Origin of the sequence: Lacipirellula parvula (genome assembly GCF_009177095.1) — a bacterium.
Taxonomy (GTDB): Bacteria; Planctomycetota; Planctomycetia; order Pirellulales; family Lacipirellulaceae; genus Lacipirellula; species Lacipirellula parvula.
The window spans coordinates 4,206,861-4,230,482 of record NZ_AP021861.1 but is presented as its reverse complement, the minus strand read 5'-3'; the positions used below and the strand labels follow the sequence as shown (position 1 = coordinate 4,230,482).

General features: G+C 62.9%; 16 protein-coding genes. 6 read left to right on the top strand and 10 right to left on the bottom strand.

The features are described from left to right. Nucleotides 1-501: 501 nt before the first annotated feature. The 3 genes from PLANPX_RS16440 to PLANPX_RS16430 are packed head-to-tail and all read left to right on the top strand — an operon-like array spanning nt 502 to nt 5,254. Entirely contained in the window at nt 502-3,363 is a 2,862-nt protein-coding gene (locus PLANPX_RS16440; protein WP_152099781.1) for a TIGR03032 family protein, read from the top strand. Next, nucleotides 3,360-3,992: a hypothetical protein gene (locus PLANPX_RS16435; protein ID WP_152099780.1), complete on the top strand. Its 633-nt coding sequence runs from the start codon at nt 3,360-3,362 to the stop codon at nt 3,990-3,992. Before PLANPX_RS16440 ends, PLANPX_RS16435 begins: the two co-directional genes overlap by 4 nt. Continuing rightward, entirely contained in the window at nt 3,989-5,254 is a 1,266-nt protein-coding gene (locus tag PLANPX_RS16430; RefSeq protein WP_152099779.1) for an MFS transporter, read from the top strand. The genes PLANPX_RS16435 and PLANPX_RS16430 overlap by 4 nt, the downstream gene beginning before the upstream one ends. Here the strand turns inward: PLANPX_RS16430 and PLANPX_RS16425 are convergent. Continuing rightward, a complete protein-coding gene (locus PLANPX_RS16425; protein WP_152099778.1) occupies nt 5,246-7,747 on the bottom strand; it encodes a phosphocholine-specific phospholipase C in 2,502 nt (833 codons plus the stop codon). The two genes, PLANPX_RS16430 and PLANPX_RS16425, sit on opposite strands and share 9 nt — an antisense overlap. Nucleotides 7,748-8,055: 308 nt before the next feature. Between PLANPX_RS16425 and PLANPX_RS16420 the strand changes: the two genes are divergently transcribed. Beyond that, on the top strand, nt 8,056-10,032 hold the full coding sequence (locus PLANPX_RS16420) for an ABC transporter ATP-binding protein (RefSeq protein ID WP_232536144.1): 1,977 nt from the start codon (nt 8,056-8,058) through the stop codon (nt 10,030-10,032). A 113-nt stretch (nt 10,033-10,145) separates the two neighbouring features. On the opposite strand, the gene PLANPX_RS16415 is transcribed toward PLANPX_RS16420, so the two are convergent. From PLANPX_RS16415 to PLANPX_RS16380, 8 genes are all read right to left on the bottom strand, one after another. Beyond that, on the bottom strand, nt 10,146-11,093 hold the full coding sequence (locus PLANPX_RS16415; RefSeq protein ID WP_152099777.1) for a hypothetical protein: 948 nt from the start codon (nt 11,091-11,093) through the stop codon (nt 10,146-10,148). Between the two features lie 65 nt (nt 11,094-11,158). Continuing rightward, on the bottom strand, nt 11,159-11,821 hold the full coding sequence (locus PLANPX_RS16410) for an acetyltransferase (protein WP_152099776.1): 663 nt from the start codon (nt 11,819-11,821) through the stop codon (nt 11,159-11,161). A gap of 3 nt (nt 11,822-11,824) precedes the next feature. Beyond that, complete coding sequence (locus tag PLANPX_RS16405; protein WP_198421745.1) at nt 11,825-12,556, bottom strand: class I SAM-dependent methyltransferase; 732 nt, start codon at nt 12,554-12,556, stop codon at nt 11,825-11,827. Between the two features lie 83 nt (nt 12,557-12,639). Beyond that, entirely contained in the window at nt 12,640-13,551 is a 912-nt protein-coding gene (locus PLANPX_RS16400) for a GNAT family N-acetyltransferase (RefSeq protein WP_152099775.1), read from the bottom strand. Next, the gene (gene rfbA / locus PLANPX_RS16395; protein ID WP_152099774.1) at nt 13,548-14,468 is read right to left on the bottom strand and encodes a glucose-1-phosphate thymidylyltransferase RfbA; all 921 of its coding nucleotides are present in this window, start codon (nt 14,466-14,468) and stop codon (nt 13,548-13,550) included. Before rfbA ends, PLANPX_RS16400 begins: the two co-directional genes overlap by 4 nt. Nucleotides 14,469-14,566: 98 nt before the next feature. Next, nucleotides 14,567-15,640 carry a dTDP-glucose 4,6-dehydratase gene (gene rfbB, locus PLANPX_RS16390; RefSeq protein ID WP_152099773.1) on the bottom strand — a complete coding sequence of 358 codons (1,074 nt, stop codon included), beginning with the start codon at nt 15,638-15,640 and terminating at the stop codon, nt 14,567-14,569. 33 nt (nt 15,641-15,673) lie between these two features. Continuing rightward, nucleotides 15,674-16,708 (bottom strand): glycosyltransferase, encoded by a 1,035-nt coding sequence (locus PLANPX_RS16385; RefSeq protein WP_152099772.1) that lies wholly within the window; start codon nt 16,706-16,708, stop codon nt 15,674-15,676. After that, complete coding sequence (locus tag PLANPX_RS16380) at nt 16,705-17,856, bottom strand: DegT/DnrJ/EryC1/StrS family aminotransferase (RefSeq protein ID WP_152099771.1); 1,152 nt, start codon at nt 17,854-17,856, stop codon at nt 16,705-16,707. Before PLANPX_RS16380 ends, PLANPX_RS16385 begins: the two co-directional genes overlap by 4 nt. A gap of 243 nt (nt 17,857-18,099) precedes the next feature. Here PLANPX_RS16380 and PLANPX_RS16375 point away from each other — a divergent pair, with 243 nt between their 5' ends. Further along, entirely contained in the window at nt 18,100-19,002 is a 903-nt protein-coding gene (locus PLANPX_RS16375; protein WP_172992114.1) for a class I SAM-dependent methyltransferase, read from the top strand. A gap of 95 nt (nt 19,003-19,097) precedes the next feature. Then, nucleotides 19,098-20,282, top strand: coding sequence for a glycosyltransferase family 4 protein (locus tag PLANPX_RS16370; protein ID WP_172992113.1), 1,185 nt, complete (start codon nt 19,098-19,100; stop codon nt 20,280-20,282). A gap of 236 nt (nt 20,283-20,518) precedes the next feature. On the opposite strand, the gene PLANPX_RS16365 is transcribed toward PLANPX_RS16370, so the two are convergent. Next, on the bottom strand, nt 20,519-23,392 hold the full coding sequence (locus tag PLANPX_RS16365; protein ID WP_152099768.1) for a zinc-dependent metalloprotease: 2,874 nt from the start codon (nt 23,390-23,392) through the stop codon (nt 20,519-20,521). Nucleotides 23,393-23,622 lie beyond the last annotated feature (230 nt).

Below are 23,622 nucleotides of genomic sequence, written 5' to 3'. Positions count from 1 at the left end.
GGCGTTCTCGAAGAAGGTAGCATCGAAAAAATTCTCGTCGTGCGGCCGTGGTAAAAGTCGGCTTGGAATGATGCCGCCGATTGTACGCTGTCGCGATCGTCCGCACGATCTTCGCCCCTCAAGCGGCGGAATTGGCCGCGTCAAAAAACAAAAACTTCGTTGCTGAAAACGGCCACTCACTTTGCTAGGTTGCAGGTTCGCCGCAACGCCGTTGGGCGATCCGTGGCGCAGCTGCTGCGTCTAGCTGTACAGAGCTAGTACGCGACCGACGGTGCGATGGAGCAAGCTACTGGAAGCGACAAACGATGCGACATTAGGGCCGCAAATAGCCGCGTCGCAACCCTAACGGTGAAGTAGACTTACAGCGATAAATTGCCTAAATTGCCAGCTCGTGTCGCGTAAAATCGACTTTGCGACACGAGGCGACAAGCGACACGACATCAAGCGACACGACATCAAGCGACCCGACACCAAGCGACCCGACACTCAAAATCCTCCGCCATGGCGAATCCCGACTCCAGTTCTGCTCCCGCCGATAACGACGCTCCCGACCGCTGGCGGGAAGTCCGCTTTCGCCACTCGCCGTCGTTCGTCGACGTGCTCCGCGAGGCCCGCTGCTCGCTCCTCGTGTCGACCTATCAGGCCGGCAAGCTCCTGTCGATCGGCCTCGCCGACGGCAAGCTTCACTTCTCGTTCCACAACTTCGATCAGGCGATGGGCGTCGCTGTCTCGCCGCGGCAATTGGCGGTCGGCGCGAAGGGACAAATCTGGTTCCTGCAAAACAACTCGCAGCTCGCCCCCAGCATTGAACCGGCCGGCCGGTACGATGGCTGTTACCTCGCCCGCACCGCGCACGTCACCGGCGGCATCCACTGCCATGAGATGGGCTGGGGCGGCGAACGCGGCGACGAACTGTGGGTCGTCAACACGCTTTTCTCGTGCCTGTCGACGCTTCACGGCGACTTCAGTTTCGTTCCCCGCTGGCGACCGTCGTTCATTACGAACCTCGCCGGCGAAGATCGCTGCCACATGAACGGCCTCGCGATGGATCGCGGCCGACCGCGCTTCGTCTCGATGATGTCGCAGACGGACACCGCCGCCGGCTGGCGGCCGACGAAAAGCACGAGCGGCGTCATTCTCGATGTCGCCAGCGGCCAGCCCGTCACGCACGGCCTCGCGATGCCCCACTCGCCGCGCTGGTATGGCGAGCGGCTGTGGGTGCTTAACTCGGGCTTCGGCACGCTCGAAGTCGTCGACCCCGCGAGCGGTCGTCGCGACGCAGTCGCCGGCATGCCCGGCTACACTCGCGGCCTCGGCTTCAGCGGCCCGTTCGCGTTCATCGGTCTCTCAAAAATTCGTGAGACGGCCGTCTTCGGCGGCGTGCCGATCGCCGAGCATCGCCACGAACTCAAGTGCGGCGTCGGCGTCGTCGACCTCCGCACCGGCAAGCCAGTCGCTTCGCTCGAATTCGAAAGCGGCGTCGAAGAAATCTTCGACGTCCAAGTGCTTGAGAACACCGTTTGCGCCTCGCTCTGCGGCCCGCGGCCCGATCAAGACGGCGCTCAAGATATTTGGCTCGTCCCGCGCCCCGACCAAGTCGAGCAACTCGCAGCGACTTCTACGGTCGGCGGTCGCGCCGCGGCGGGCGGCAATCGCGGTCCTGCATTTCCCACGGCTGAAGCCCATGCCTTCGGCGGCAGCGACGTCACGCTCAGCGACGCCCAATTCCAAATGGTGCTCAATCAGGCCCTCCGCCTGCAGCGCGAACGTCACATCGGCGAGGCGATCGAGCTCTTCCAACGCGCCACGGCTGCCCGGCCGCAATCGGCCGAAGCCTGGAACCATCTCGGCAACGCGCTGCAAGACGCCGGTCAGCAAGAGCAAGCCCTTGAGTGCTACCGCCTGGCGGCCGAGGCGAACCCGACGTTCGGCCCTGCCCTGCAAAACTTTGGTTATCTCCTCGTCGCGCAAGGCCGCGTCGACGAAGGTCGCCAGCGTCTCGAAGAAGCCCAGCGAGTCCAGCCGGCGCCGGTGAATCACGTCCTCATCGCGACGGCGCTGCCGGTAGTGTACGAATCAATCGAAGACGTTCGTGAGCGCCGCGAGAGTCTTCTCGCTCGCGTACAGAAAGTCGTCGATGACGGCGTCACGATCGACACCACCGCGACGCTCGTTCCGACAAACTTCTTCGCCGCGTACCAAGGCGAGAACGATCGCGACCTTCACGCAAACCTCGGCCGCATCTATCGCGGCGTCGATCTCACCAAGGGGCGAACGATCGACAAGTCACGCCCCCGTCCGCGGATCGGTTTTCTTTCGGCCTATTTTCGCGACCACACGATCGGCCGGCTCAACATCGGGCGCCTCGAGCGCCTCAACCGCGACAAGTTTGAAACGGTCGTCCTTTCTGTCGGCCGGCATCAAGACGCGCTCGCCGATCGCTTCCGCCAGGCGGCCGACAAGTATGTCGAGATCAACCGCGACGTCGCTGCGGCCCGCCAGTTGATCGCCGACCAAGGGCTCGATCTGCTGTTCTTCGCCGACGTCGGCATGGACGCGCTCAGCTACACGCTCGCCTTCTCGCGAATGGCGCCCGTGCAGGCCGTCACGTGGGGGCATCCCGTCACCACCGGCAGCTCGACGATGGACTTTTTTCTCTCGGGAAAGGAACTCGACGGCCCCGACGGCGAGGGGCACTACACGGAACGCTTGGTGCGCTTACCGAACCTCGCCACCTATTACTTCCGTCCGCAGTTAGCCTCGCCCGCGAAGAGCCGCGCCGATCTCGGCCTCTCGCCCGATGCGAACCTTTACATCTGCCCGCAGACGCTCTTCAAGTTCCACCCGGCGTTCGACGAACAGCTTGCCGGCATCTTGCGGCGCGACCCCCGCGGCGAGTTGGCCCTCATCGAAGGCCGCACCGCGAATTGGACGCGGCTGCTGCGCGAGCGCTTCGCACGGAGCATGCCCGACGTGATCGATCGCATCAAGTTCTTGCCGGCCTTGCCGAACGAAGACTTCTTGCAGCTACTCGCCCTCGCCGACCTGATGCTCGACCCGCCGCAGTTCGGCGGCGGCAACACCAGCTACGAAGCCTTCGCCGTTGGCACGCCGATCGTCACCTGGCCCGGCGAACTGATGCGCAGCCGCATTACGCACGCCCTCTACGCGAAGATGGGGATCAATTCGCTCACCGTCGACTCGGGCGAGGCCTATATCGCCCGCGCGGTGGAGCTCGGCACGAACGCGAAGCTACGGCAAGCGATCCGCGCGGAGATTCTCGCCAAGTGCAGCGTGCTCTACGAGGACGACGCCGAAGTCCGCGACTTCGAGCACTTCCTCCTCACGGCGACGGGGCGATGAACGTGAACGCCGCGCCGACGGAACGGCCTGCGCGCAGCGGTCGCGTCGACTGTCTGCTGGCGATCGGCGGCGCCGTCGCGCTGACGGCGACGCTTGGCCTCACGCGGCTCGCGGCAACCGACGTGGCCGATGCACTCACCCGCAACACGGTGCGGCTCTCGCTCGCGTGGTATGCCGCAGCGCTCTTCATGATGATGCGGATGCAGCGCGACGACTGGGCCATTCGCACGCGCTTAGGCCAAGTCGCCCGTTGGTGCTGGACCTGGGGCGTCGTCGTGTTCCTCGTCCATCTGGCGATGGCGTTTCACTACTTTCACGGCTGGTCGCACGCCCATGCGTTCGAAACGACCCGCCAGGCGAGCGGCGTCGGCGAGGGCGTCTTCGTCTCCTACTTCTTCACGCTTTGGTGGACGTTCGACGCAGCGGTATGGTGGGCGGCCCCCCGCTGGTATGCTGACAGGCCCGCGTGGATCGGTCGCACGCTCCACCTGTTTATGTTGTTCATCGTGTTCAACGGCATGGTCGTCTTCGAATCGGGAACGATTCGCTGGGCCGGCGTCGTGCTGTTCATCGCCCTCCCCGCCGCGTGGCTGCTGAGCCGACGCCCCCGCCTGGATCACGCCGTATGACCGCCTCGAACGCCGAACCGTCGGCCCTTGCCGCTCCGTCAAGCTCCGGCCTCGTGGCGTGGACGCCGTTTTACTACGGCTGGGTAAACGTCTTCGCCGCCGCGCTGATGATGCTCGCGACGCTGCCCGGACGCACGCAGGGGCTCGGCCTCATCACTGAACCGCTGCTGGCCGATCTTCAACTCAAGCCGACCACGTTTGCTCAGATCAATCTTTGGGCGACGCTCATCGGCGCCCTCTTTTGTTTGCCGGTGGGACGCTGGCTCGATCGCAGCGGAGCGCGACTGGTGCTCGTCGTCCTCGTGTTCGGACTCGGCGCCGTCGTCCTCGGCATCAGCCGCGTTGAAACGACCCTTATGCTCTTTCTGCTGATCACCGCAACCCGCGCCATCGGCCAGAGCGCCCTCTCGGTGGCGAGCATCGCGCTGGTCGGCAAATGGTTCCAGCGTCGCATCAGCATCGCGATGGGTTTTTACGCGCTGCTCGTCGGCTTCATGTTCGTGATTGCGTTTGGGCTCGTCGGGTATGCCGTGCAGACGCAAGGCTGGCGGACCGCCTGGGGAGAAATCGGCATCGTCCTGTTGGCGGGGTTCGCCCCCGCGGCGTGGTTGCTGGTTCGCAGCACGCCGGAAAGCGTCGGCGTGAAGTCTGACGATGCGAGCACGGTCGAAGCCGTTCCTACAGGCCTGACTCTCTCAGAGTCGCTGCGAACGCCCGCCTTCTGGATCTTCGCACTCGCCACGTCGATCTACGGACTCGTTTATTCAGGCTTTGGACTGTTCAACCAATCGATCGTCGAGCAACTCGGCTTCACCGCGGAGGACTACCACAAGACGTTGATCATCGCGACGTTCGTTGGACTCGCCACGCAACTGGTCGGCGGTTGGCTTGGTTGGAAGTGGTCGCTCCGCGGACTGATGATGCTCGCAATGGGCCTCTACGGCGCGTCGCTGCTGTGGCTCCCTTCGGTCACGGGACGTTCGGAGCTCTTTTCGAATGCCGTGCTGATGGGCGCCGCCGGCGGCATGGTGACGGTCGTCTTCTTCGCCATCTGGCCCGAGCTGTTTGGCCGCCGCCACCTCGGCCTCATCCAAGGCGCCGCGCAGCTCCTCACCGTACTCGCTTCTGCGGTTGGCCCGCTGCTCTTCGCCGAGTGCTTCGCCCGTACGGCCTCGTACAACGCGATGTTTTACACGCTGGCCCCGGCGGTGCTGATCCTCGGCCTCGCCGCGTGGTTCGTCCCGCGTCCCAAGCTAACCTAACGCCGGATCGCTGAGCCCCCACTGCCCCGTTTCGACGCACCCGGCAAATCGCCGTTCAAACCCTGCATCGCCGTCGACGAACACCGAGAGATCGTACCACCGATCGCTGTCCGTCAGATCGATCGCAATCGTCGTCGCCTTCCCCGCAGGAAGTTGCAACGCCTCCGGCGGCGCGCCATACGCGTGGTCGATAATGCTCACCATCGCCGGCCGATCGCCGACGTTGCGCAGCGTCAGCTCGATCGCCCCCGACGCCTGCTTCGAACTGCGCGAGTTCGTCGGCTCACCGAGAGTCACTTCCACCGGCGATTGGGCGCCCTCGCCGCGGAACCGGCGGAAGAAGCCGTTGGGGCCATGCACCTCGACGTCGTACTGCTCTTTCGGAAAGCTGCCGACCTTCCACGAGTCGGCCAGTTTGTCGCCAGCCTTTACGGCATAGTTGCGCACCCGCAACTCGTCGTCGTGCCGGCTGTAGGCGATGAACGGCGCGCCGGCCGAGCGCTCGCCAAACCGCTCGTTCCCAGCCGCGAAGCGAATGCTCAGCTCCCCGGTCTGTGAATCGACGGCGCCGTTGACGGCGAGTTCATACGGCAGCGGCGCCGCAGGCCGCTGCCCTGCTTCTTGCCGCGGCATCACATCGCTGCTGTTTGGCGCCTTCCGCATCGCTGCGATCTCGTCGGCCGACAACGCATGGAAGTCCGCCGGCGGCGCCTTGAACTGCGCCTGATGGATCCCCTCCAAGAACTGATCGCGGTCGGGATACGGCAGCTCGACCGCGCCGGTCGGCGGCTCCGGCTTGAACGCGGACGTGAGGTCGCCGCACACGGTGCGCCGCCACTCGCTGATGTTCGTTTCCTTGACCGGCTTCCCCGTACGGTGCTCGAGCAGATGTTCGAGGAACTGCAGCACCGACGTGTGGTCGAACACCTCCGAGCAAACGGCTCCGCCCCGACTCCAGGGCGACGCAATGACCATCGGTACGCGGTAGCCAAGCCCGATGGGGCTGTCGCGGCAATCATCCAGACCCTTCCGCTTCGACTCCTGCTCGCGCGTGACGTACTCGACGGCCGCATCGATGCCGTCGGAGACCTTGCCCGCGTCAGCCTTGCCCGGAGTAGGCGGCACGAACGGCGGCACATGATCGAAGTAGCCGTCGTTCTCGTCGTAGGTGAGGACGAACACGGTTTTCTTCCACACCTCGGGCCGCCGCGTGAGAATCTCCAGCACCTCGGCCAGATACCACGCCCCGTACCACGGCGAGCCTGGATGATCTGAAAATCGCTCCGGCGCCACCAGCCAAGAGACGGTCGGCAGCTTGTCGTTGTCGACGTCATGCCGGAATTGATGGAGGACGTCGCCCTTGGGGACTTCCATCGTCCGCGGCGTCCCTTGGTCGTCGTACGCCATCTCGACGACCGAGTGGTAGTCTGGATCGCCGCTATTGGTAGTGAAGGCTCGCTCGTGGATTTGCTGACATTCGGGCGAGAGCAACTTGAAGTTTTCCTCGTTCCACTGCTCAAGCTCTGCTTCAATCGCCAAGAGCTTGCTCTTATCGACGCCCAGCTTGAACCATTCCTTTACGCTGATCTTCGCCTCGATCTGCGCCTGCTCGTAGCGGGCGATCCTTTGCCGAAGTTTCTCGGCTCGTAGCCGCAGATATTGTCGATGGGCCGGCGAGAACCGCACGCCGTACTGCGTGAACCACTCGATCGGATTGTCCGTAAAGTTAGCGAGCCACGCTTCCGCTTCGCCATGCAGGCCGGTCGAGACGCTGATCTCGTTCTGATAGATCTTCCATGGCACTCCCGCCGCTTCGAGACGCTCGGGGTACGTCTTCCAGCTTGCCTCGCGATCGTAGTTGACGTCGGAGTTCTGTACGCAGGCCCACGAGTCGGGCGACGGTTGCTCGCGGATCGTGCCGGTCCACAGGTGGAGCCGGTTGGGCGTCGTCCCGGTCAACGACGAGCAGAAGTTCTGATCGCAGACCGTGAAGGCGTCGGCCAGGGCGTAATAGAACGGGATGTCTTCCCGATTGTAGTGCCCCATCGTGAGCGGCATGTCGCGGAACTCTTCGTGACCCGACGCCTTTGCCGGCAGCCACTGGTTACACTGGCCGCCGTTGCGGGCGTCGACCTGATCGGTCCAGCTATGCGGCAGCGAGCCCATCCAAGTGGCGTTCGTCTCCTTGATGTTCAGCCGAAACGGCACGTAGCTGGCGCCAGCGTTGTTCGTCTGCACCCACACCGGGTTGCCGTTAGCTAGCGTCAGCGCTCGCGGGTCGTTATAGCCCCGCACGCCGCGGAGCGTACCGAAAGCGTGGTCGAACGACCGGTTCTCCTGCATCAGGATCACCACGTGCTCAGCGTCGAGGTAGGTGCTCCCCGGCTCCGGCCCGATCGCCAGCGCCTTCTCAATCGAGCCATGCAGCGCCGCCCACATCCCGGCGCCAGACAGGAAGGCTGCCTTCTTGAAGAACTCTCGTCGCGTATCCATCAGCTAGGGTTCTCGAATCAGTTCGATGGGTGATGCTAGCGAGGCCGGCCGCCGTCGCCACATCTATTATGATTGCCCGTTTGCAACTGCTGAAGTAGGGCGATGTGCGCAATTTGGGCGGCATTCTCGGTTCGCCTCTCGCGGCCTGCACGCGTTTGTCAGCGTATTCTCCGTTCATGAAGGCTTGTCGAGCAATCCTCACGGTATTTCGCGCTTGGCCGTTCACCCCCCTCACGCTAAGCTACCCCCGCGCCGCCTGAGAGGTCGACTTCACACGTTGCGCAAATTGCAGGTACGAATGTCGCGTCATGACGACGCGGCGAGGCACGGAGGCCGTCGTTGAGATGAAGTATTTTGCGCAGGCGCTGAGAGATGCATCGCGACACAAAACGGTGCTGGCCGCGGCAATCGCATGCTCGCTGGCCGTGGCGGTGTTGTGGAGCCTGAACATCGCGGCCCTCTTTCCGATCATTCAGACGACGCTGAACGGCGAGTCGCTCCAGTCGTGGAATCAGGAGCGAATCGATCGCGCCGAAACCGATCTCGCGACGCACGAAGCTGAACTCGCCGATATCGAAAGGCAGCTGCTGGCCGCGAATCCTGCTCAGCGGCAAACGCTCGAAATTGAGCGCAGTAAAACGAATGCGCTTGTCACGCGCGATAGGCTCACGGCCGAGTGGGCCGGCCGCATCCAGCCAATTTTTGAGCGCTGGATGCCGTCCACGCCATTCTCAACGGTTGTGCTCGTCGTCTGCGTCATTGTGGCCGCCACGGCGGTCAAGCAACTGTTGGCCGTAATGAATCAGATGCTCGTGGCGTACGTTTCGCAGAGCATCGCCCGCGACGTGCGGAGCCGCGTGTTCAACAAAGCGCTGGCGCTTGATCGACCGCAGTTCAACAAGCAGGGCGTCAGCGGCTTCACCGCCCACATCACGCACACGACCGACATGCTGGCGCAGGGGATCACCGCCTTCTACGGCGGCGCCGTCACCGAGCCGTTGCGGATCATCACCTGCCTCATCCTCGCCGCGTTTATTTCGTGGCGGCTGACGCTGGCCTCGCTGATTTTCGCGCCCCTCGCGGCGTTCCTGATGCTGCACCTCAATCGCCGCATTCGCTCGCTCTCGTACCGCGTGCTCGACCGCTCGCTCGGCTTCCACCACATCATGATCGAGGTCTTCAACAGCCTCAACACGGTGCAGGCCTACTCGATGGAAGACTTCGAGCGCAAACGCTTCCGCGAAGCGACCGGCGCCATCAAGCGGACCGCGCTCATGGCGACGTTCTACAACACCCTGTCGAGCCCGATTACCGAACTGCTCGGCATCGGCATGCTCTGCACCGGCCTGTGCGTCTCGTCATACCTCGTCATCTTCCGTGCGACGTCGATCTTCGGCATCCCGATGACCGACACGCCGTTCGAGCCGGCGATCATCACCGTCTTCTTCGGCGCTCTCATCGCGGCGGCCGATCCACTGCGAAAGCTGTCGGCCGTCATTACCGGTCTTAATACCGGTATGGCCGCCGCGAATTTGCTCTATCCGATGCTGGAGATGGAATCAGGTCTCAAAGAACCGTCCGTTCCTAAGCAGCTTCCCTCGGCTCACAAACAGGTCGAGTTTCGCAACATCAGCTTCAGCTACGACGGTCTGCAGCAGGTCCTCGACGACGTAACCCTCACCGTGAAACGGGGCGAACATCTGGCGATCGTCGGCCCGAACGGCGGCGGCAAGAGCACGCTCATCAGCCTGTTGTGCCGTTTCTACGATCCGCAGGAGGGCGAGGTGCTCATCGACGGCGTCTCGCTCCGCGACTTGCCGCTGAGCGAAGTTCGCCGCAAGATCGCCCTCGTCACGCAGCAGACCGAGCTCTTCAACGAAACGATCCTCCACAACATTCGCTACGGCCGCTGGGATGCGACCGAAGCGGAAGTGATCGCCGCCGCGGAACTCGCGCGGGCCCATGAATTCATCAGCGGCTTCACCGACGGCTATCAAACCGTCGTCGGCGCCAACGGCCAACGCCTCAGCGGCGGCCAGCGGCAGCGGATCTCGCTTGCCCGCGCCTTCTTGAAGAACGCCGACATCCTCATTCTCGACGAAGCGACGAGCCAGATCGACGTCGACAGCGAACGGCTGATTCACGACGCCCTCGACGACTACGGCCGCGAGAAGACGATGATCATGATCACCCACCGCGAAAGCACGCTGTCGCTCGCCGACAAGGTGGTGCGGGTGGAGTACGGCAAGATCGAACAAGTGAAGCACGAATCTCGTGCGGCGTAGGTTGCTGTATTTCTAGCCCCGGGCTCCGCCCGGGGGCGCCTCTACGCAGGACGACGCGTAGCGGTAGGCAAGCCGACCCCCTGGCGGAGCCAGGGGCTAGGGGCAAGCAAGGCTTACGCCTGTTTCAACCGTGAGATGCCAAACCCCGACTTGCCGAACCCATTGCCGTTGTAGAGCAAGTAGGTCTCCGCACCTTGCTGCTGCACCCAGCAGTACTCCATCATCTCGGCGTCCCACCCCGCATCGCCCATCGAGATGCCGACCGCATCGTCGCGGCGGGTCCACTCGAGGCCGTCGTTCGATTCTGCGTAGCCAAGCCGATAGGCCTGCTGCGGCCGCGTGCGGTAGTCGGTCGTTGAGCGGTACGAGTAAAACATTCCGTAGCCGGCGCCGCGGCGAAAGACGCAGGGCCGGCCGATCGCCTCGCCGTGGGCCGCCTCGACGCACGAGCGGCCAGTGATCCGCCAGCGGATGCCGTCGGGCGATTCGGCGTACTTCACGTGGTAGCTCGGCTCCCAACGGTCGTGAATCAGCTGCCAGCCGGTGCACGAGATGTACCACATCCGCCACTGGCCGCCATCTTGCAGCACGCAAGGCGCCGTCGCGAAGAAGGGTTCGTCGAGGCTGCGATCGATGAGCGGCCCGGTCGCGTAGCGTTCGAACGACTCGCCGCCGTCGCGACTGACGGCCATGCCGATCGACAGTCGATACGGCACCGTGCCGACGACGTTCCAGCCAATGTAGTAGAGCCGCTGCTCAGCGCCGTTGTTGACGAGCCACGACGGCATGACGCCGCTGTCGTCGAACGAACCGGCGGGTCCAAGCTCAAGCACCGGCTGCGGATCGAATGCTATCACCTGCGGCGGCTGGTTCTCACTCAAGCCGGCGAGATCGACGCGCAGCCGCGCGATCCGCGACTTTCCCGCAGCGTCGCGCGTGCTCACATAGACGCGCCACTCTCCTGGCCGGCTGGCGTCGACGACGGGGAGCGTCGCATGCGTGTGCGCCCACTCCGCTTCACCTGCCGGCTGCCACACAACGCCGAGCTTTTCCCATTCCATGGTGTGCATCCAATCCGTTTGCAGCGCTTCGATTCGCGAAAGGCGCCGCATTCAATATCGCCCGCTTAGAAATCGATGTCAGCGCTCGACACCTTCGAAGCCTTCGTCGCATCGGCCTTATAGAGCGACCACGCCTCGGTGTCTTTGGTGATGTTCGCCCCCATGCCAATGAGCGTTCCCTCGCCGAGCGTGATCTGATCCTTCAGCGTCGCGTTAACGCCGAGGAACGAATACTTGCCGATGCGGCAGTGCCCGCTGATCACGACGTGCGACGTGATGAACGTGTGGCTTTCAACCGTCGAATGGTGGCCGATGTGGTTGCCACTCCAAATAACGACGTTGTCGCCGATCGCTGCAAAAGGCTGAATCGTATTATCTTCCAAAATAAAACAGTTGTCACCAATCTGCTGCTCGGGGAATGTCGTCGCCCGGCTGCTGACGTACGAGATCAACTCGTAGCCTCGCGACTTGAGATCGTTGTAAATTCCCTCGCGTAGCCGGTTCATCTTGCGATGCGACATCGGCGCGAAGGCGCTCACTTGGCTCGACGGGTAACGCTGTTCGAGATCCTCGAGCGCCACGATCGGCAGCCCCTCAAATTCTACCTCGGCCGGCAAGAACTCGCGATGGACCGTAAACGCCACGACGCGGTGCGGGCTATCATGCCGCAAATAAAAATGGGCGAGCGAGGCAAAATCCTTCACGCCGAAGATGACGACGTCGGCCATGGTTCACCTCGGTTCCCGATAAACGTACGTGGTGTATTCGTAGAGTCCGTAGTCGGCGCGGAAGCGGATGTGCCGGCTCAGCCGTTGCCGCAGGAAGGCCGCGAGTTGGTCGAACGGCAGGTGAAACAGGTCGTCTCGCTCCCAATCGACGTGCTTCGACATCACGTTGAACGCCAGCCCGCGTCGAGCGGCGGGAAAGACGCGCTCGAGCAGCCGCTGCGTGTACTCCCACATGGCATCGAACGTCATCCCCCGTTTCTCGGTGAGGACGCCGTTCATCACGATGTAATCGACCTCGGGGAGCGGCGCGGCGTCGGCGAGCGCGTCGAGGCAGTGGAACTCGACGCCGGGAAACTTCTGCTGCGAGAGTTCCACGAACTTCGACGACGCATCGAGCCCGATGTACCGCAGGTCGCTGCTGCCCTGCTCTTGCATGTACTGCCAGAGGTGGGCCGTCCCACAGCCAAAGTCGAGCAAGCTCACGCCCGGTTGCTGGGCGTCGGCGCCGAGGAGTTCAAGCATCACGCGATAGCGGGTCGCGGCGTCGTGCGGGTTTGGCCAATCGACTCCCAAATGGGTGTCGCCATGCCGCTCCAGGCACCCTTCGTAATGCTCGATCAGCGATTGATAGTCGACCTGCTCCATCCGTAGCGTTTTCCCAAAGTGGCGGGCATTTGACAACCGGCAAAGTTTTTCGAGGCCGTACCAGCTTGATAACTGGGGTGCCACTGGCATCCTGCCAGTGCTGAAGTGCAGACCCGTTCGGCAGTTCTCACTGGCAGGATGCCAGTGGCACCCATCCAAGCAATTTCTACGAACTACGCCCGCGGCGCGCGGTAGGCGGGAAAGAATTTTGTCCCCACTGGCGCTGTGGCAGCAAGCCGCTCGTGGGCGTCATGCTGCAAGATCCGCCCGCAGAGGTAAACGGGCCGCGTTTCGGTCGACCATCCTTGCTTGAACCGCGTCAGGCCCGAGTCGCTGGCACTCGTCCCGGCGCCGGCGCCGAGGGCCGCCCAGCGGACGCCCTGCTCAGCGAATTGCTGCAGCGCCGTCGAAAAAATCGCGAACGACGCCGCCAGGCCGTAGCCCCGCTCGTTGTAGGCGCCGAGGTGGTAGTAGGCGACTCCGCGGTCGACATACCAGAGCGTCATCCCGCAAATCCCCTCCGCGTCGACGGCCGCGAACGCCTGGAACCCCGGCACGGCGAATTGCTTGGCGAATGACGTGGGAGAGAAACGAGCAATTCCCTGGATGCCATGCCGCTCGATGAGACAATCGTAGAGCCCTTGCCAGGCTTGCAACGCCGCCGCGTCGTCGGGGACGACGTTCCGCACCTCGACGTTCCTCAGCCCTTTGCGAATGTTGCGGCGATGGTGGCTGTCGACGATCTCATCAAGCGGCCGACTGAGGTCGGTCGCGAAGTGTTGCTTGTAGACGTAGCACACATCTGGAAACGTTGCCGCGAGCAATTCGGGCGACGCTTCCGCAAACGAATCGGTCACGCCATAAACGCAAATGAACCGCTGCGCGAGCGCTGCGAGATCGCCGCTCAACTCATTCCAGTCGCGGCACGCGAGCAGCGGATAAGGGCCAACGGCGTCTTGCCCAGCGGCGCCGGGAATCGCTTGTCCGAGCAAGAATCCGCCCGCTCGCGGCAACTCGATCACTTCGCCGAACTCGCTGAGCGACTCCGCATACGCCCGGCTCGCGTAGCCGGCCGCCGCGCTCATGCCGAACCGCCGACGATGTGATCCGGGTTCAGCGGCTCCTTGAGCACATCGAGCAAGTAGCGGCCGTAGTCGTTGTTGATCGCGCTGCCGAGCCGTTCAAGCTGCTGCGCGTCGATGAACCCTTTGCGGAACGCGATCTCTTCGATGCACGCGATCTTCAGGCCCTGGCGGGCTTCGATTGTTTGCACATACTGGGCCGCTTGCAGCAGCGTCTCGTGCGAACCAGTGTCGAGCCACGCGAAGCCGCGGCTGAACCGTTCGACCCGCAGGGCCCCGCGCTCCAGATAGACGCGGTTCACGTCGGTGATTTCGAGTTCGCCGCGCGGCGAGGGTTTGAGGTTCGCCGCAATGTCGACGACCGTGTTGTCGTAAAAGTAGAGCCCCGGGACGGCGTAGTTCGACTTTGGCGCCGTTGGCTTTTCTTCGAGCGACAAAACCCGGCCGTCGCCGTCGAACTCCACGACGCCGTAGCGCTGCGGATCTTTCACCGGGTAGCCGAAGATCGTCGCTCCCTCCTTGCGCCCCGCGGCGTCCATCAGCATCGCGTGGAAGCTTTGACCGTAGAAGAGGTTGTCGCCCAGCACGAGCGCGCAGTGGTCGTTGCCGACGAACTCGCGGCCGATGATGAACGCCTGAGCCAAACCTTCAGGGCGCGGCTGGACGGCGTATTGAATCGAGAGGCCGATCTCGCGGCCGTCGCCGAGCAACCGTTGGAAGCCGCCGATGTCCTCGGGCGTCGAGATGAGCAGCACCTCGCGGATGCCCGCGAGCATCAGTACCGACAGCGGGTAGTAAACCATCGGCTTGTCGTAAACCGGCAGCAACTGCTTGCTCGCCGCCCGCGTGAGCGGATAGAGCCGCGTCCCCGCCCCGCCGGCGAGGATGATTCCCTTCTTGAAATACGTGGCGTGCGACATGGCGGCGGATCGATTTTTCGAGGCGGCGAAATATTCAACAGTGCGGCGCGATCATTCGCCCTTAGCCGGACCGCCACGCGGTCCGGAGCGCCCACAGTCTACCGCGATTCGCCCGCCAGCCCCAGCCGCTCGCGCTGATAGTCTCCGCTCGAGATTCGGCCGACCCACTCGCCGTTTTCAAGGTACCAAGCGACCGTCGTTGCGAGGCCTTCCTCAAACGTCCGCTGCGGTTCCCAGCCCAACTCCCGACGAATCTTCGTGGCGTCGATCGCGTAGCGGCGATCGTGGCCCGGGCGGTCCTTGACGAAATTGACCAAGGAGTCGCATGGAAAATGGGGCAAATCGGGCCGCAAGTGATCGATCAGCCGGCAGATTAGACGCACGACGTCGAGGTTGGCCCGTTCGCTGTTGCCGCCGATGTTGTAGGTCTCGCCCGGCACGCCGCGCTCTGCCGCGGCTCGCAACGCCCGGCAGTGGTCGTCCACATACAGCCAGTCACGCACGTTCAGCCCGTCGCCGTACACCGGCAGCGGCTTCCCCTCGAGCGCGTTGAGGATCATCAGCGGGATCAGCTTCTCGGGAAACTGGTAGGGCCCGTAGTTGTTCGAGCAGTTCGTCACCAGCGTCGGCAGGCCGTAGGTGTGGTGATAGGCCCGCGCGAGATGATCGGACGCCGCCTTGGACGCCGAGTAAGGCGACCGCGGCGAGTAGGGGGTCGTCTCGACGAAGGCCCCGTCGTCGCCGAGCGAGCCGAAGACTTCGTCCGTCGACACATGCAGAAAGCGAAACGCTTGTTGCCGTTCGCTGGGGATCGCTCGCCAGTAGTCGCGCGCCGCGTGCAGCAGCGTAAACGTCCCCACGACGTTCGTCTGCACGAAGGCCGCCGGGCCGTCGATTGAGCGGTCGACGTGCGACTCAGCCGCGAGGTGAATCACCGCGGTCGGCTGCTCGGTCTTCAGCAACTCGGCGACGAGCGCTTCGTCGGCGATATCGCCCTGTACGAAGCGATGCCGCGGCTCGTCGATGACCGGCTGCAGCGAATCGAGATTCCCCGCATACGTCAACTTGTCGAGCGTGACAACGCGCGTCGCCGGTTCCTCGGCGATGATCTGTCGAACCAGGCAACTGCCGATGAAGCCGGCGCCGCCGGTGATGAGGTAGGTTCGAGTCATGCACTCCAGCCGTCGGGGCCTGCCAATCGAAGTTTAGGCGGCCCGCTTCAGCCGCGTCGCTAAATCCTGGGGCGCTTCTTCCGGAACTTCGCGGCCCAGGAACTTGTCGAGCCGGCTGCGGAACTGCTTCCAGGGCCGCATGATCTCCCGCACGACGCGATACGAGGTCATGTCGACCATCGCTTCGTAGCGTTCATTCAGCTCGGTCAGCTGACGGTTTTCACTCTCCAGGCCCTCGACGTACTGATTAACGACGCGCGCCTGGTCGACCTCGTGCATCAGCCAGTGGAGCGTATTATAGCGATGTTTGTAGATTTCATCGCGGTACTTGCCGCCGAAGTGGTGGTCGATCATCGAGAACATCCGGAACGTCAGCATCAGCTGCCGCCCTCGGTCCATCCCGGTCCACAGTCCGCCGGCATGCTTGCGGTAGGCCGACATCGGCTCCTTCGTGAACCCGATGTTGCCGTGGGCGGCGTTTAGGATGTTCAGCGGCCAGTCGCCGAGATTGGTCTGCGTGAACCAGTCCGGCAGCCGATCGAACAGGCGGTTCCGGAACATGCAGCCGCTGGTCGGGATAAAGTTATCCTCCAGCAGATCGTGGATCGTTGCTTCTTCGCGATCGAAGTTGTCGGGCCACACGTCGGCGCCGGTGATTCCGTCCGAATAGATGCACTTCACGGGATGGAAGTGGATCGCCCAGTCGGGCCGCTCGTCGAGCTTATCGGCCTGAATCTGCAACTTGTTCGGGTTGAGAAAGTAATCGTCACCCTCCAGGATCACGACGTACTTACCGCGGCATTCAGCGAACGTGTTGACGAAATTCGGCGAGCCCCCTTGGTTCTTGGATGGCAACCGCGGGCGGATGGTCTCCGGATAACGGCGGGCGAAATCGCGGACGATCTCGCGGGTGCGGTCGGTCGAGCAATCTTCGCCAATGACGATCTCCAGCGGAAAGTCGACCCGCTGAGCCAGCGCGCTCTCGATCGCTTGCGCGATGTAGCGTTCATGGTTGTACGTCACCATGCACACGCTGACTTTGATTTCTCCGCCTGCTTGCTCGCTCACGCCGCCCTCCGCCGTCCAATCGCCAGGTTGCCGAGTATCGTGCCGATGCTCGCGATCATTGACTCGTCCACCGCCGTGCCAGTCGGCAGTTGAAGCAAGCGATCGCACAGCCGATCAGTATGCGGGAGGCGCCTCCCCGTTGCTTCGTGCGCCGCGCGGTATGGTTCCATCCGATGGCAGCCCGGTGAAAAGTACTTCTTGGCGAGCACGTTCTCTTCGTGCAGCTTCGCGACCAACTGATCGCGGGTCTGCCCGGCGTCGCGGGCTTCGACCTCGACGACGACGTACTGACAGTTGCTCTGTTCAAACGGCGGCGGCGACAGCAGTTTGACGCCCGGGATGCCCGCCAGCGCCCGCTCGTAGGCGGCGAGATTGGTCCGATTGCGGGCGATGAAGTCGTTGACGCTCTCCAGCGAGGTCAGCCCCATCGCCGCCGAGAGTTCGTTCATCTTCGCGTTGGTGCCGACGTCGCATACTTCGCCCCGTTCGAGGCCGAACGCCCGCATCCGCCGCAACCGTGCGGCTAGCTCATCGTCGTTGGTCGTGATGGCGCCCCCTTCGGCGGCGTTGACGAACTTCGTTGCATGGAAGCTGAACACCTCGGCGTCGCCGAAGTTGCCCAGCATCTGCCCACGCTGCGTGCAGCCGAGGGCGTGAGCCGCGTCGTACAGCACCTTCAATCCGTGCCGCTCGGCGACGTCGTCGAGTCCCGCGATGTCGCAAGACCGACCCCAAACATGAACTCCGAGGATACCGGTCGTCCGCGGCGTCACCAGCCGTTCCACTGCGGCCGGATCGAGCGTGTGGGTCGTCGGATCGACGTCGGCGAACACCGGCGTCACTCCGAGCCAAGCCAGCGCATGGGCCGTCGCCGGAAAGGTGAATGAGGGGACGATCACTTCGCCCGTCATATCGAGCGCCCGGATCGCCAGTTCCAGGCCGATCGTTGCATTGCACACGGCGACGCAATGACGCACTCCTAGATACTCGGCAAGCCGCTGTTCGAACTCTTGCAAATAGGGTCCGTCGTTGGTCAGCCAACGACGGTCCAATAAGTCGATAAATCGCTCTAGTAGTCGCTCGCGGTCGCCGATGTTCGGGCGCCCGACGTGAAGCGGCTCGGCGAAGTGCGGCGTGCGGCGCGACATGGCGTAAGTTGCTGGCTGCTAAGGAGAAAACGCTAAAGGCCGAATGCGGCGAGTAACGTAACGGAGATGTTTTCGACGAGCAATACGGATCAGTTTTTTACACGCTAGCTCGTCGTTTTCGAGCCAATGATCTTGTCTATCCGACTACTTTTCGGCATATTCCCCCCTGCCCTCCAGGCAATCTATTTGGGCATGCTCGCCAAGCACCTGTGCCCACCTCCTGCTTCAACTGACGGAACACCTATGGCAGGCGCCCACTCGCCCAGCTGGTTCGAAACTCGCCGACAACATCTCGACCCGGTCGGCCTCCCGCGCGACCTGCTCCACAACGCTGCGCAAGTCAACGCCGTGGAGAAGCACTTCTCGCCGCTGCTGAAGAACCCTGCCGTGCGCGACGCGATGATGCGCGACGAGGTGCCGATTCCCGCAACCGACGATCGCGAAGGCTACTTCGACGATCGCCACCTCTCGTACTGGCTCTCGGGCTACGAGGACATGCAGGTCATCCGCCAAATGATCCCGGACAGCGCGCTGAGCCGCGTCCTGGATTTCGGCGGCGCCAGCGGTCGCTTTGCGCGTCACGTCATCTTGGCCGATCGCGCTGCTAGCGTCACGATCGCCGAACTGAACGTCAATCACGTCGCTTGGGTCGACCAGCACTTCGGGCCGTCGGTGCGGGCGGTGAAGGTTAGCCCCTACCCATATTGCCCAGTCGCCGACAACAGCATGACGCTGTGCGTCGGCATGTCGGTGTTCACCCACATCGACAGCTACGAAACGGGCTGGCTCGCGGAAATCCACCGCGTCCTCGATGAAGGCGGCTACGCCTTCCTGACGATTCATTCCGAACACACCTGGGGCGTCCTCGACGAGCACACCGGCGTCCGCCGCACGCTTGCCAACTGCCCCAGCTTCGCCTCGGCTTGGGAACGCGGCAAGCCGATGCCCGCCGAGCGGATGGTGTTTACCTACAACGAAGACTCGATCGAACACAACTGCAACGTGTTCGCTCACACCGACTACATTCGCCGCTGCTGGGGCAAATGGTTCGACATCGTCGAAATCGCGCCCGGCGCCCACCATGGTTTCCAAACGGTCGTCGTGCTTCGCAAGCGGACGAAAATGCGTTTGGCGGCTGCGGGGTGAAATGAGAGATGGATGAAGGCGGATCGCCTCGTTGGCGCGCCTCCCATCGGCATCGTCTGAAGAAATCAGGAAGACAGACTTCAGGAATCTATCGCATGCGTATCGCTTTCTATTCCACCCTACAAGGTATGTCGTGGGGCGGCAGCGAAGAACTTTGGAGCGCCGCCGCCGAGGCGCTGCTGCGCGATGGACACCAGGCCTGTCTCCAGTTCCGGCAGCGTCGCTACGTGCCGCAGCAACTGCGGCCGCTGCTCGATATGGGCGCTGAAGTCACTCCCCGTCGCGGTCCGTTTTTTGGCGGGCGGATTCGGAAGCTGCTCCGGAAGATGCGGTCGCCGAATTACAACTTGCTGAAGTGGTTCCGCGCGGCTCAGCCCGACTTCGTGCTGATCTCCGTCTCGTACCACATGGACGATCTGCAAGTCGCCCACGCCTGTAAAGAAGCGGGCATTCCCTACGGTATCCTGGTCCAAGCGGCGAGCCCCTACCAGTGGACCGATCCGTGGAACGCCGAATCGCAACGGACTGCTTACGCCAACGCGACCCGCTGCTATTTCGTCTCCGCGCAAAACCGCGACATTCTCGAAGCGAACCTGGGCGTTGATCTTTCCGACGCCGAGATCGTCGATAACCCATTCAACGTGTGCGTCGACGCCGCGCCCGCCTGGCCCGTGGCGACGAACCCCTGGAAGCTGGCGTGCGTCGCCCGCGTCCACTTCCAATCGAAGGCGCAAGACGTCCTGCTGCAGGTGATGCGGCAATCGAAGTGGCGTCAACGTCCGCTGGAACTGACGCTCCACGGCAGCGACGGCGGCAGCCTGAAGCAATTCAAGTCGCTCGTGAAGCTCTACGATCTGCAGAAGACCGTGAAGCTCGGCGGCTTCGTCGATAACATCGAAACCGTTTGGGCCCGCAACCACGGCCTCATTCTTCCATCACGCTACGAGGGCAACCCGCTCGCGATGATCGAAGCGATGATGTGCGGCCGAATGCCAATCGTTACCAACGTCGGTCGTGCGGCCGAACTGATCGACGACAACCATAGCGGCTTCATCGCCGCCGCAGCGACCGTCGAACTCGTCGACGATGCCCTGGAACGTGCGTGGCAACGTCGCCACGAATGGCAAGAAATCGGCGCGAACGCCGCGAAGGCGGTGCGGAAGCGCCACAGCCTAAGTCCGGCGCAAGACTTTGCCAATGCGATCGTCGCCGCCACGCAGCCGCGACGCCGGGAGGCAGTCAGCCCGGTTCGCATTGCGGGCGCGATCAACGCTGCCTGATCAGATCGGGCGCGAGAATTCGCGACCGACGAATCCCTAGCCCCGGGCTCCGCCCGGGGGTAGTTTTCTGTTCCGATTGAGAATGCCCGTTGTGGTGCGACCCCCGGGCGAAGCCCAGGGCTAGAATGTGTTCAGCATGCGTTCGCGAGAGCTCATTGCAAAACAAAAAACGCCGGCAATCGTCTCGTGACGACTGCCGGCGTTTCGCGTTACTTAGCGATGACGTGCAGCGCGCTTTACACGCCGCCCGCTTCGAACTTCGCGTCGAGCACCTTCTGCAGTTGATCGTTGATCTCCTCTAGATGGGCCCGCGAGAGTTCATCGAGCTTCACTTCGTCGTTCTTGAGCGTGTCGCCCACGACGCGGTGAATCTCTTTCAGGTGCTGCCGGGCCAGACTGCGGGACTCGGCCGGGAACTGGTCGCCGCCGCCCATGAACATCGCGTACGCGAGCGGCATCCCGCCGTACCCCTTCGGGCCGAGCGTGATGTCGACCAGGTACTGCAGGTGGCGACGTTGCAAGTTGCGGCGAACCTTCGACAGCTTCACCTCGACCGCGTCTTCGCCCTCTTCAGGCTCTTCGATCTTCTTCAGATCCGACCAGATCGCATCGGTGAAGGTCCGGAAGACCTCGGCCGTTTGCAACGGCTTCTGGTCGGGGTCGACCATCGCTTCGTTGCTTTCGATCAGTTCGAGCCGAGCCGACGAGCCGAACATTTCCGACAGCGGAATGTTTTGGATCGCTTCGACCTGAGCGTAGTACGGGATGCCAACCTTGCCGGCGTACATTTCCATGTCGGCGCCCCAGTGATACCAATGCTCGGTCGTCACGCGACGGAGCAGCTCGGGCCGCATCGGGATCGGCTCATCGATCAGAATGTTCTTCGCGATGAACTTCAGGGCGTCGCGTTGCTTCTTGCCGCTCACCGGAGTGATCGGGTCGTGGGCATTCTCGCCGCCGCGGGCGTCGCGCGAAATCTCGCGACCGCCGATGTACTGCGTCGCCAGGAACGCGGCGTCGCCGTACTGATTGAGCACCGTGAGGAACGCCGGCCGCAGCCGCGCCCACGAATCGCCGTCCTTCACGAGATTCTTTTCCATCTCCTTGAGGACTTCGTTCGAAAGCTGAATCCGCTGCTTGGCGTATTCCAACGTGTCGGAACCGAGGTCATAAACATTGACCCGCGGATCGTTCGACATGTAGAGGTCTTCGTCGGTTGCATACTCGAGTCCCGTTTCCGGCGACCGCGCTGCGACCTTCTTCAACTCGTCCTTCTCACTTCCCGAGAATTGCTTGTAGGCGTACTCGATGGCCCAGTAATCGTATGGGCCGAGCGTCGTCGTCGCGTAATCGCCTTGCTTCTGCCCTTCGAGGGCGATGTTCACTGGCGTGTAATCCATCACGCTGCCGACGAGACCCTTCTCGTGGGTGATCGCCGTGTCGTGAACTTCGTCAAGGTCGAGCATCGCACTAGCGCGGAAGTTGTGCCGCAGGCCGAGCGAGTGGCCGACTTCGTGCATGACAATCGACTTGATCACTTGGCCAATCAGCTCATCCGGCACCTTGCCGTCTTTGTTGCTGGCGCGTCCGGCAAGGGCGATCGCCGCCATGCGGAACTGATCCTGCATCGAGTTCGAGTACTGGCACGCCGCACAGCCGCCATTCGCCGCTGCTTGCTCGTTGAGCGCGGCTTGGAACGAGCTGAACGATTCCGGCACCACTTCCATCGACTTCTTACCGCCGTGGCTGTGGTTCGGGCCATGGGCATGCAACATCCGCTGTTGCGAAGCCGGCAGGCCGTAGCCGTAGCGAGCCGCCATGATCGGGCTCACGATTTCGCCAACCGCGACAATCGCGTCGTCGTCCTTGTCGTCGCCGCCATCCGAACCGCGGCTCCCGACCAGGTAAGCGTGATTTTGCTTCCAGAACCGAATCCAGCTGGCGTCGAAGATGACGTCGCCGTCGATCATTTCGCCAGTGATTGGATTCGAGCGGAGGTTCGACATTGCAAACGTCATCGGCGTCGTGATCCAGCGGAACGTGCAGTAGTTCACGTCTTCCGGATCAAACTCGTCGCGGTCGTTTTGCCAGCGGACGCTCAGGGCGTTGCGGAAGCCAACCTTCTCGAATGCCTTGTTCCACTCCAGGATGCCCTCTTCGACGAAGGGCCGATACTCGTGCGGAACGGTGTCTTCAACCCACCAGACGATTTGCTTCTTCGGGGCCGAGAGCTCGGCCTCGGGGTTCGCCTTCTCCAGGCGCCAACGGTTAATCCGCCGCACGAACTGCGTGTCAGGATCTTCCGAACCAAAGTCCTTGGTCGCGCTCAGGAAGTGGCCGACGCGTTGGTCGGCGAAGCGCGGGCGGTACCCGCCGTCGGGCATCTTCACGAGGCTGTAGTGCAGCACCATCGTCACGCCGCGCGGATCGATCGTTCCCGAATCGCCGGCCATCGACGAGCGGCCCATGCCGCTGCCGGCGAAGGTCACCATTACCTGCAATTCAACGTTGTTCGGGTAACCCTTCACCTTGTGCCAGCTCGAACGGCTCCGATCGAGCCCGCCGACCGGCAGGTTGGCGAAGTTGGTGAGGAAGATGTCGCCGAAGTCGATCAGCACGCCGCCGCCGGGGGCGTTGTCGCTGACGATCGGCAGAGCCATCAACACCGAGTCGGTGTAGTTCTGCTGGACGGCCTTTTCGAGCGGCGTTCCCTTGGGAGCTTCGTAGCGCAGGTTCTTGCGAATCAGCTGAACGCGATCGCCGACGCGCTTGAATGAGACGACCCACTGCTCGCCGAAGTTGAGCGCGGTGCCCGCCGACGCGGCGCCGCGGGCGATCGACATCGGGGCCAAGAACGGCTGATTGAAGTCGCCCCCCTTGATTACCCCGTAGAGGTGTTCTTCATCTTGGTAGAGATCGAACAAGCCTTCGATCTTCTTGGCGTCCTTCGTCACCTCGGCGAAGTCTTTGAACTTCGATGGACGAGCCGGCGCAGATTCAGCGGCCTGCGCGGAAGGACCGGCGATTGCTCCTGCAACCGCGACAGCCAGTAAGGAGAGAGACAGCAATCCTCCGCGTCGGAGTCGCTCGACCAATCCAATAGCCCTCATGCTTGATTCCTTACGATGAATAGGGAGACGCCGTCACGGCGTCTGAGTTTTCGGCGGCGCCCAAGGAGGCGAAGCGGGCATGCCCGGCAGGCAGGAAGCTCGCCGGCGGCCCGCAAAAAGTCGCCAGACGGAGCAGCAGTCTCTTTCAATATTCTCTGGCTGACCCATTTAGTCCACTACGGACGCCGAAATTGGGGGTTCGCTAGTAACGATCAAAACGGCCGAGTCTG

Excerpts from the sequence above, each read along its gene's own strand:
- PLANPX_RS16415 (WP_152099777.1), bottom strand. The coding sequence starts at position 11,093 with ATGGAATGGGAAAAGCTCGGCGTTGTGTGGCAGCCGGCAGGTGAAGCG.
- PLANPX_RS16405 (WP_198421745.1), bottom strand. The coding sequence starts at position 12,556 with ATGCCAGTGGCACCCCAGTTATCAAGCTGGTACGGCCTCGAAAAACTT.
- PLANPX_RS16410 (WP_152099776.1), bottom strand. The coding sequence starts at position 11,821 with ATGGCCGACGTCGTCATCTTCGGCGTGAAGGATTTTGCCTCGCTCGCC.
- PLANPX_RS16370 (WP_172992113.1), top strand. The coding sequence starts at position 19,098 with ATGCGTATCGCTTTCTATTCCACCCTACAAGGTATGTCGTGGGGCGGC.
- PLANPX_RS16440 (WP_152099781.1), top strand. The coding sequence starts at position 502 with ATGGCGAATCCCGACTCCAGTTCTGCTCCCGCCGATAACGACGCTCCC.
- PLANPX_RS16425 (WP_152099778.1), bottom strand. The coding sequence starts at position 7,747 with ATGGATACGCGACGAGAGTTCTTCAAGAAGGCAGCCTTCCTGTCTGGC.
- PLANPX_RS16400 (WP_152099775.1), bottom strand. The coding sequence starts at position 13,551 with ATGAGCGCGGCGGCCGGCTACGCGAGCCGGGCGTATGCGGAGTCGCTC.
- rfbB (WP_152099773.1), bottom strand. The coding sequence starts at position 15,640 with ATGACTCGAACCTACCTCATCACCGGCGGCGCCGGCTTCATCGGCAGT.
- rfbA (WP_152099774.1), bottom strand. The coding sequence starts at position 14,468 with ATGTCGCACGCCACGTATTTCAAGAAGGGAATCATCCTCGCCGGCGGG.
- PLANPX_RS16380 (WP_152099771.1), bottom strand. The coding sequence starts at position 17,856 with ATGTCGCGCCGCACGCCGCACTTCGCCGAGCCGCTTCACGTCGGGCGC.
- PLANPX_RS16435 (WP_152099780.1), top strand. The coding sequence starts at position 3,360 with ATGAACGTGAACGCCGCGCCGACGGAACGGCCTGCGCGCAGCGGTCGC.
- PLANPX_RS16365 (WP_152099768.1), bottom strand. The coding sequence starts at position 23,392 with ATGAGGGCTATTGGATTGGTCGAGCGACTCCGACGCGGAGGATTGCTG.
- PLANPX_RS16420 (WP_232536144.1), top strand. The coding sequence starts at position 8,056 with ATGACGACGCGGCGAGGCACGGAGGCCGTCGTTGAGATGAAGTATTTT.
- PLANPX_RS16430 (WP_152099779.1), top strand. The coding sequence starts at position 3,989 with ATGACCGCCTCGAACGCCGAACCGTCGGCCCTTGCCGCTCCGTCAAGC.
- PLANPX_RS16375 (WP_172992114.1), top strand. The coding sequence starts at position 18,100 with ATGGCAGGCGCCCACTCGCCCAGCTGGTTCGAAACTCGCCGACAACAT.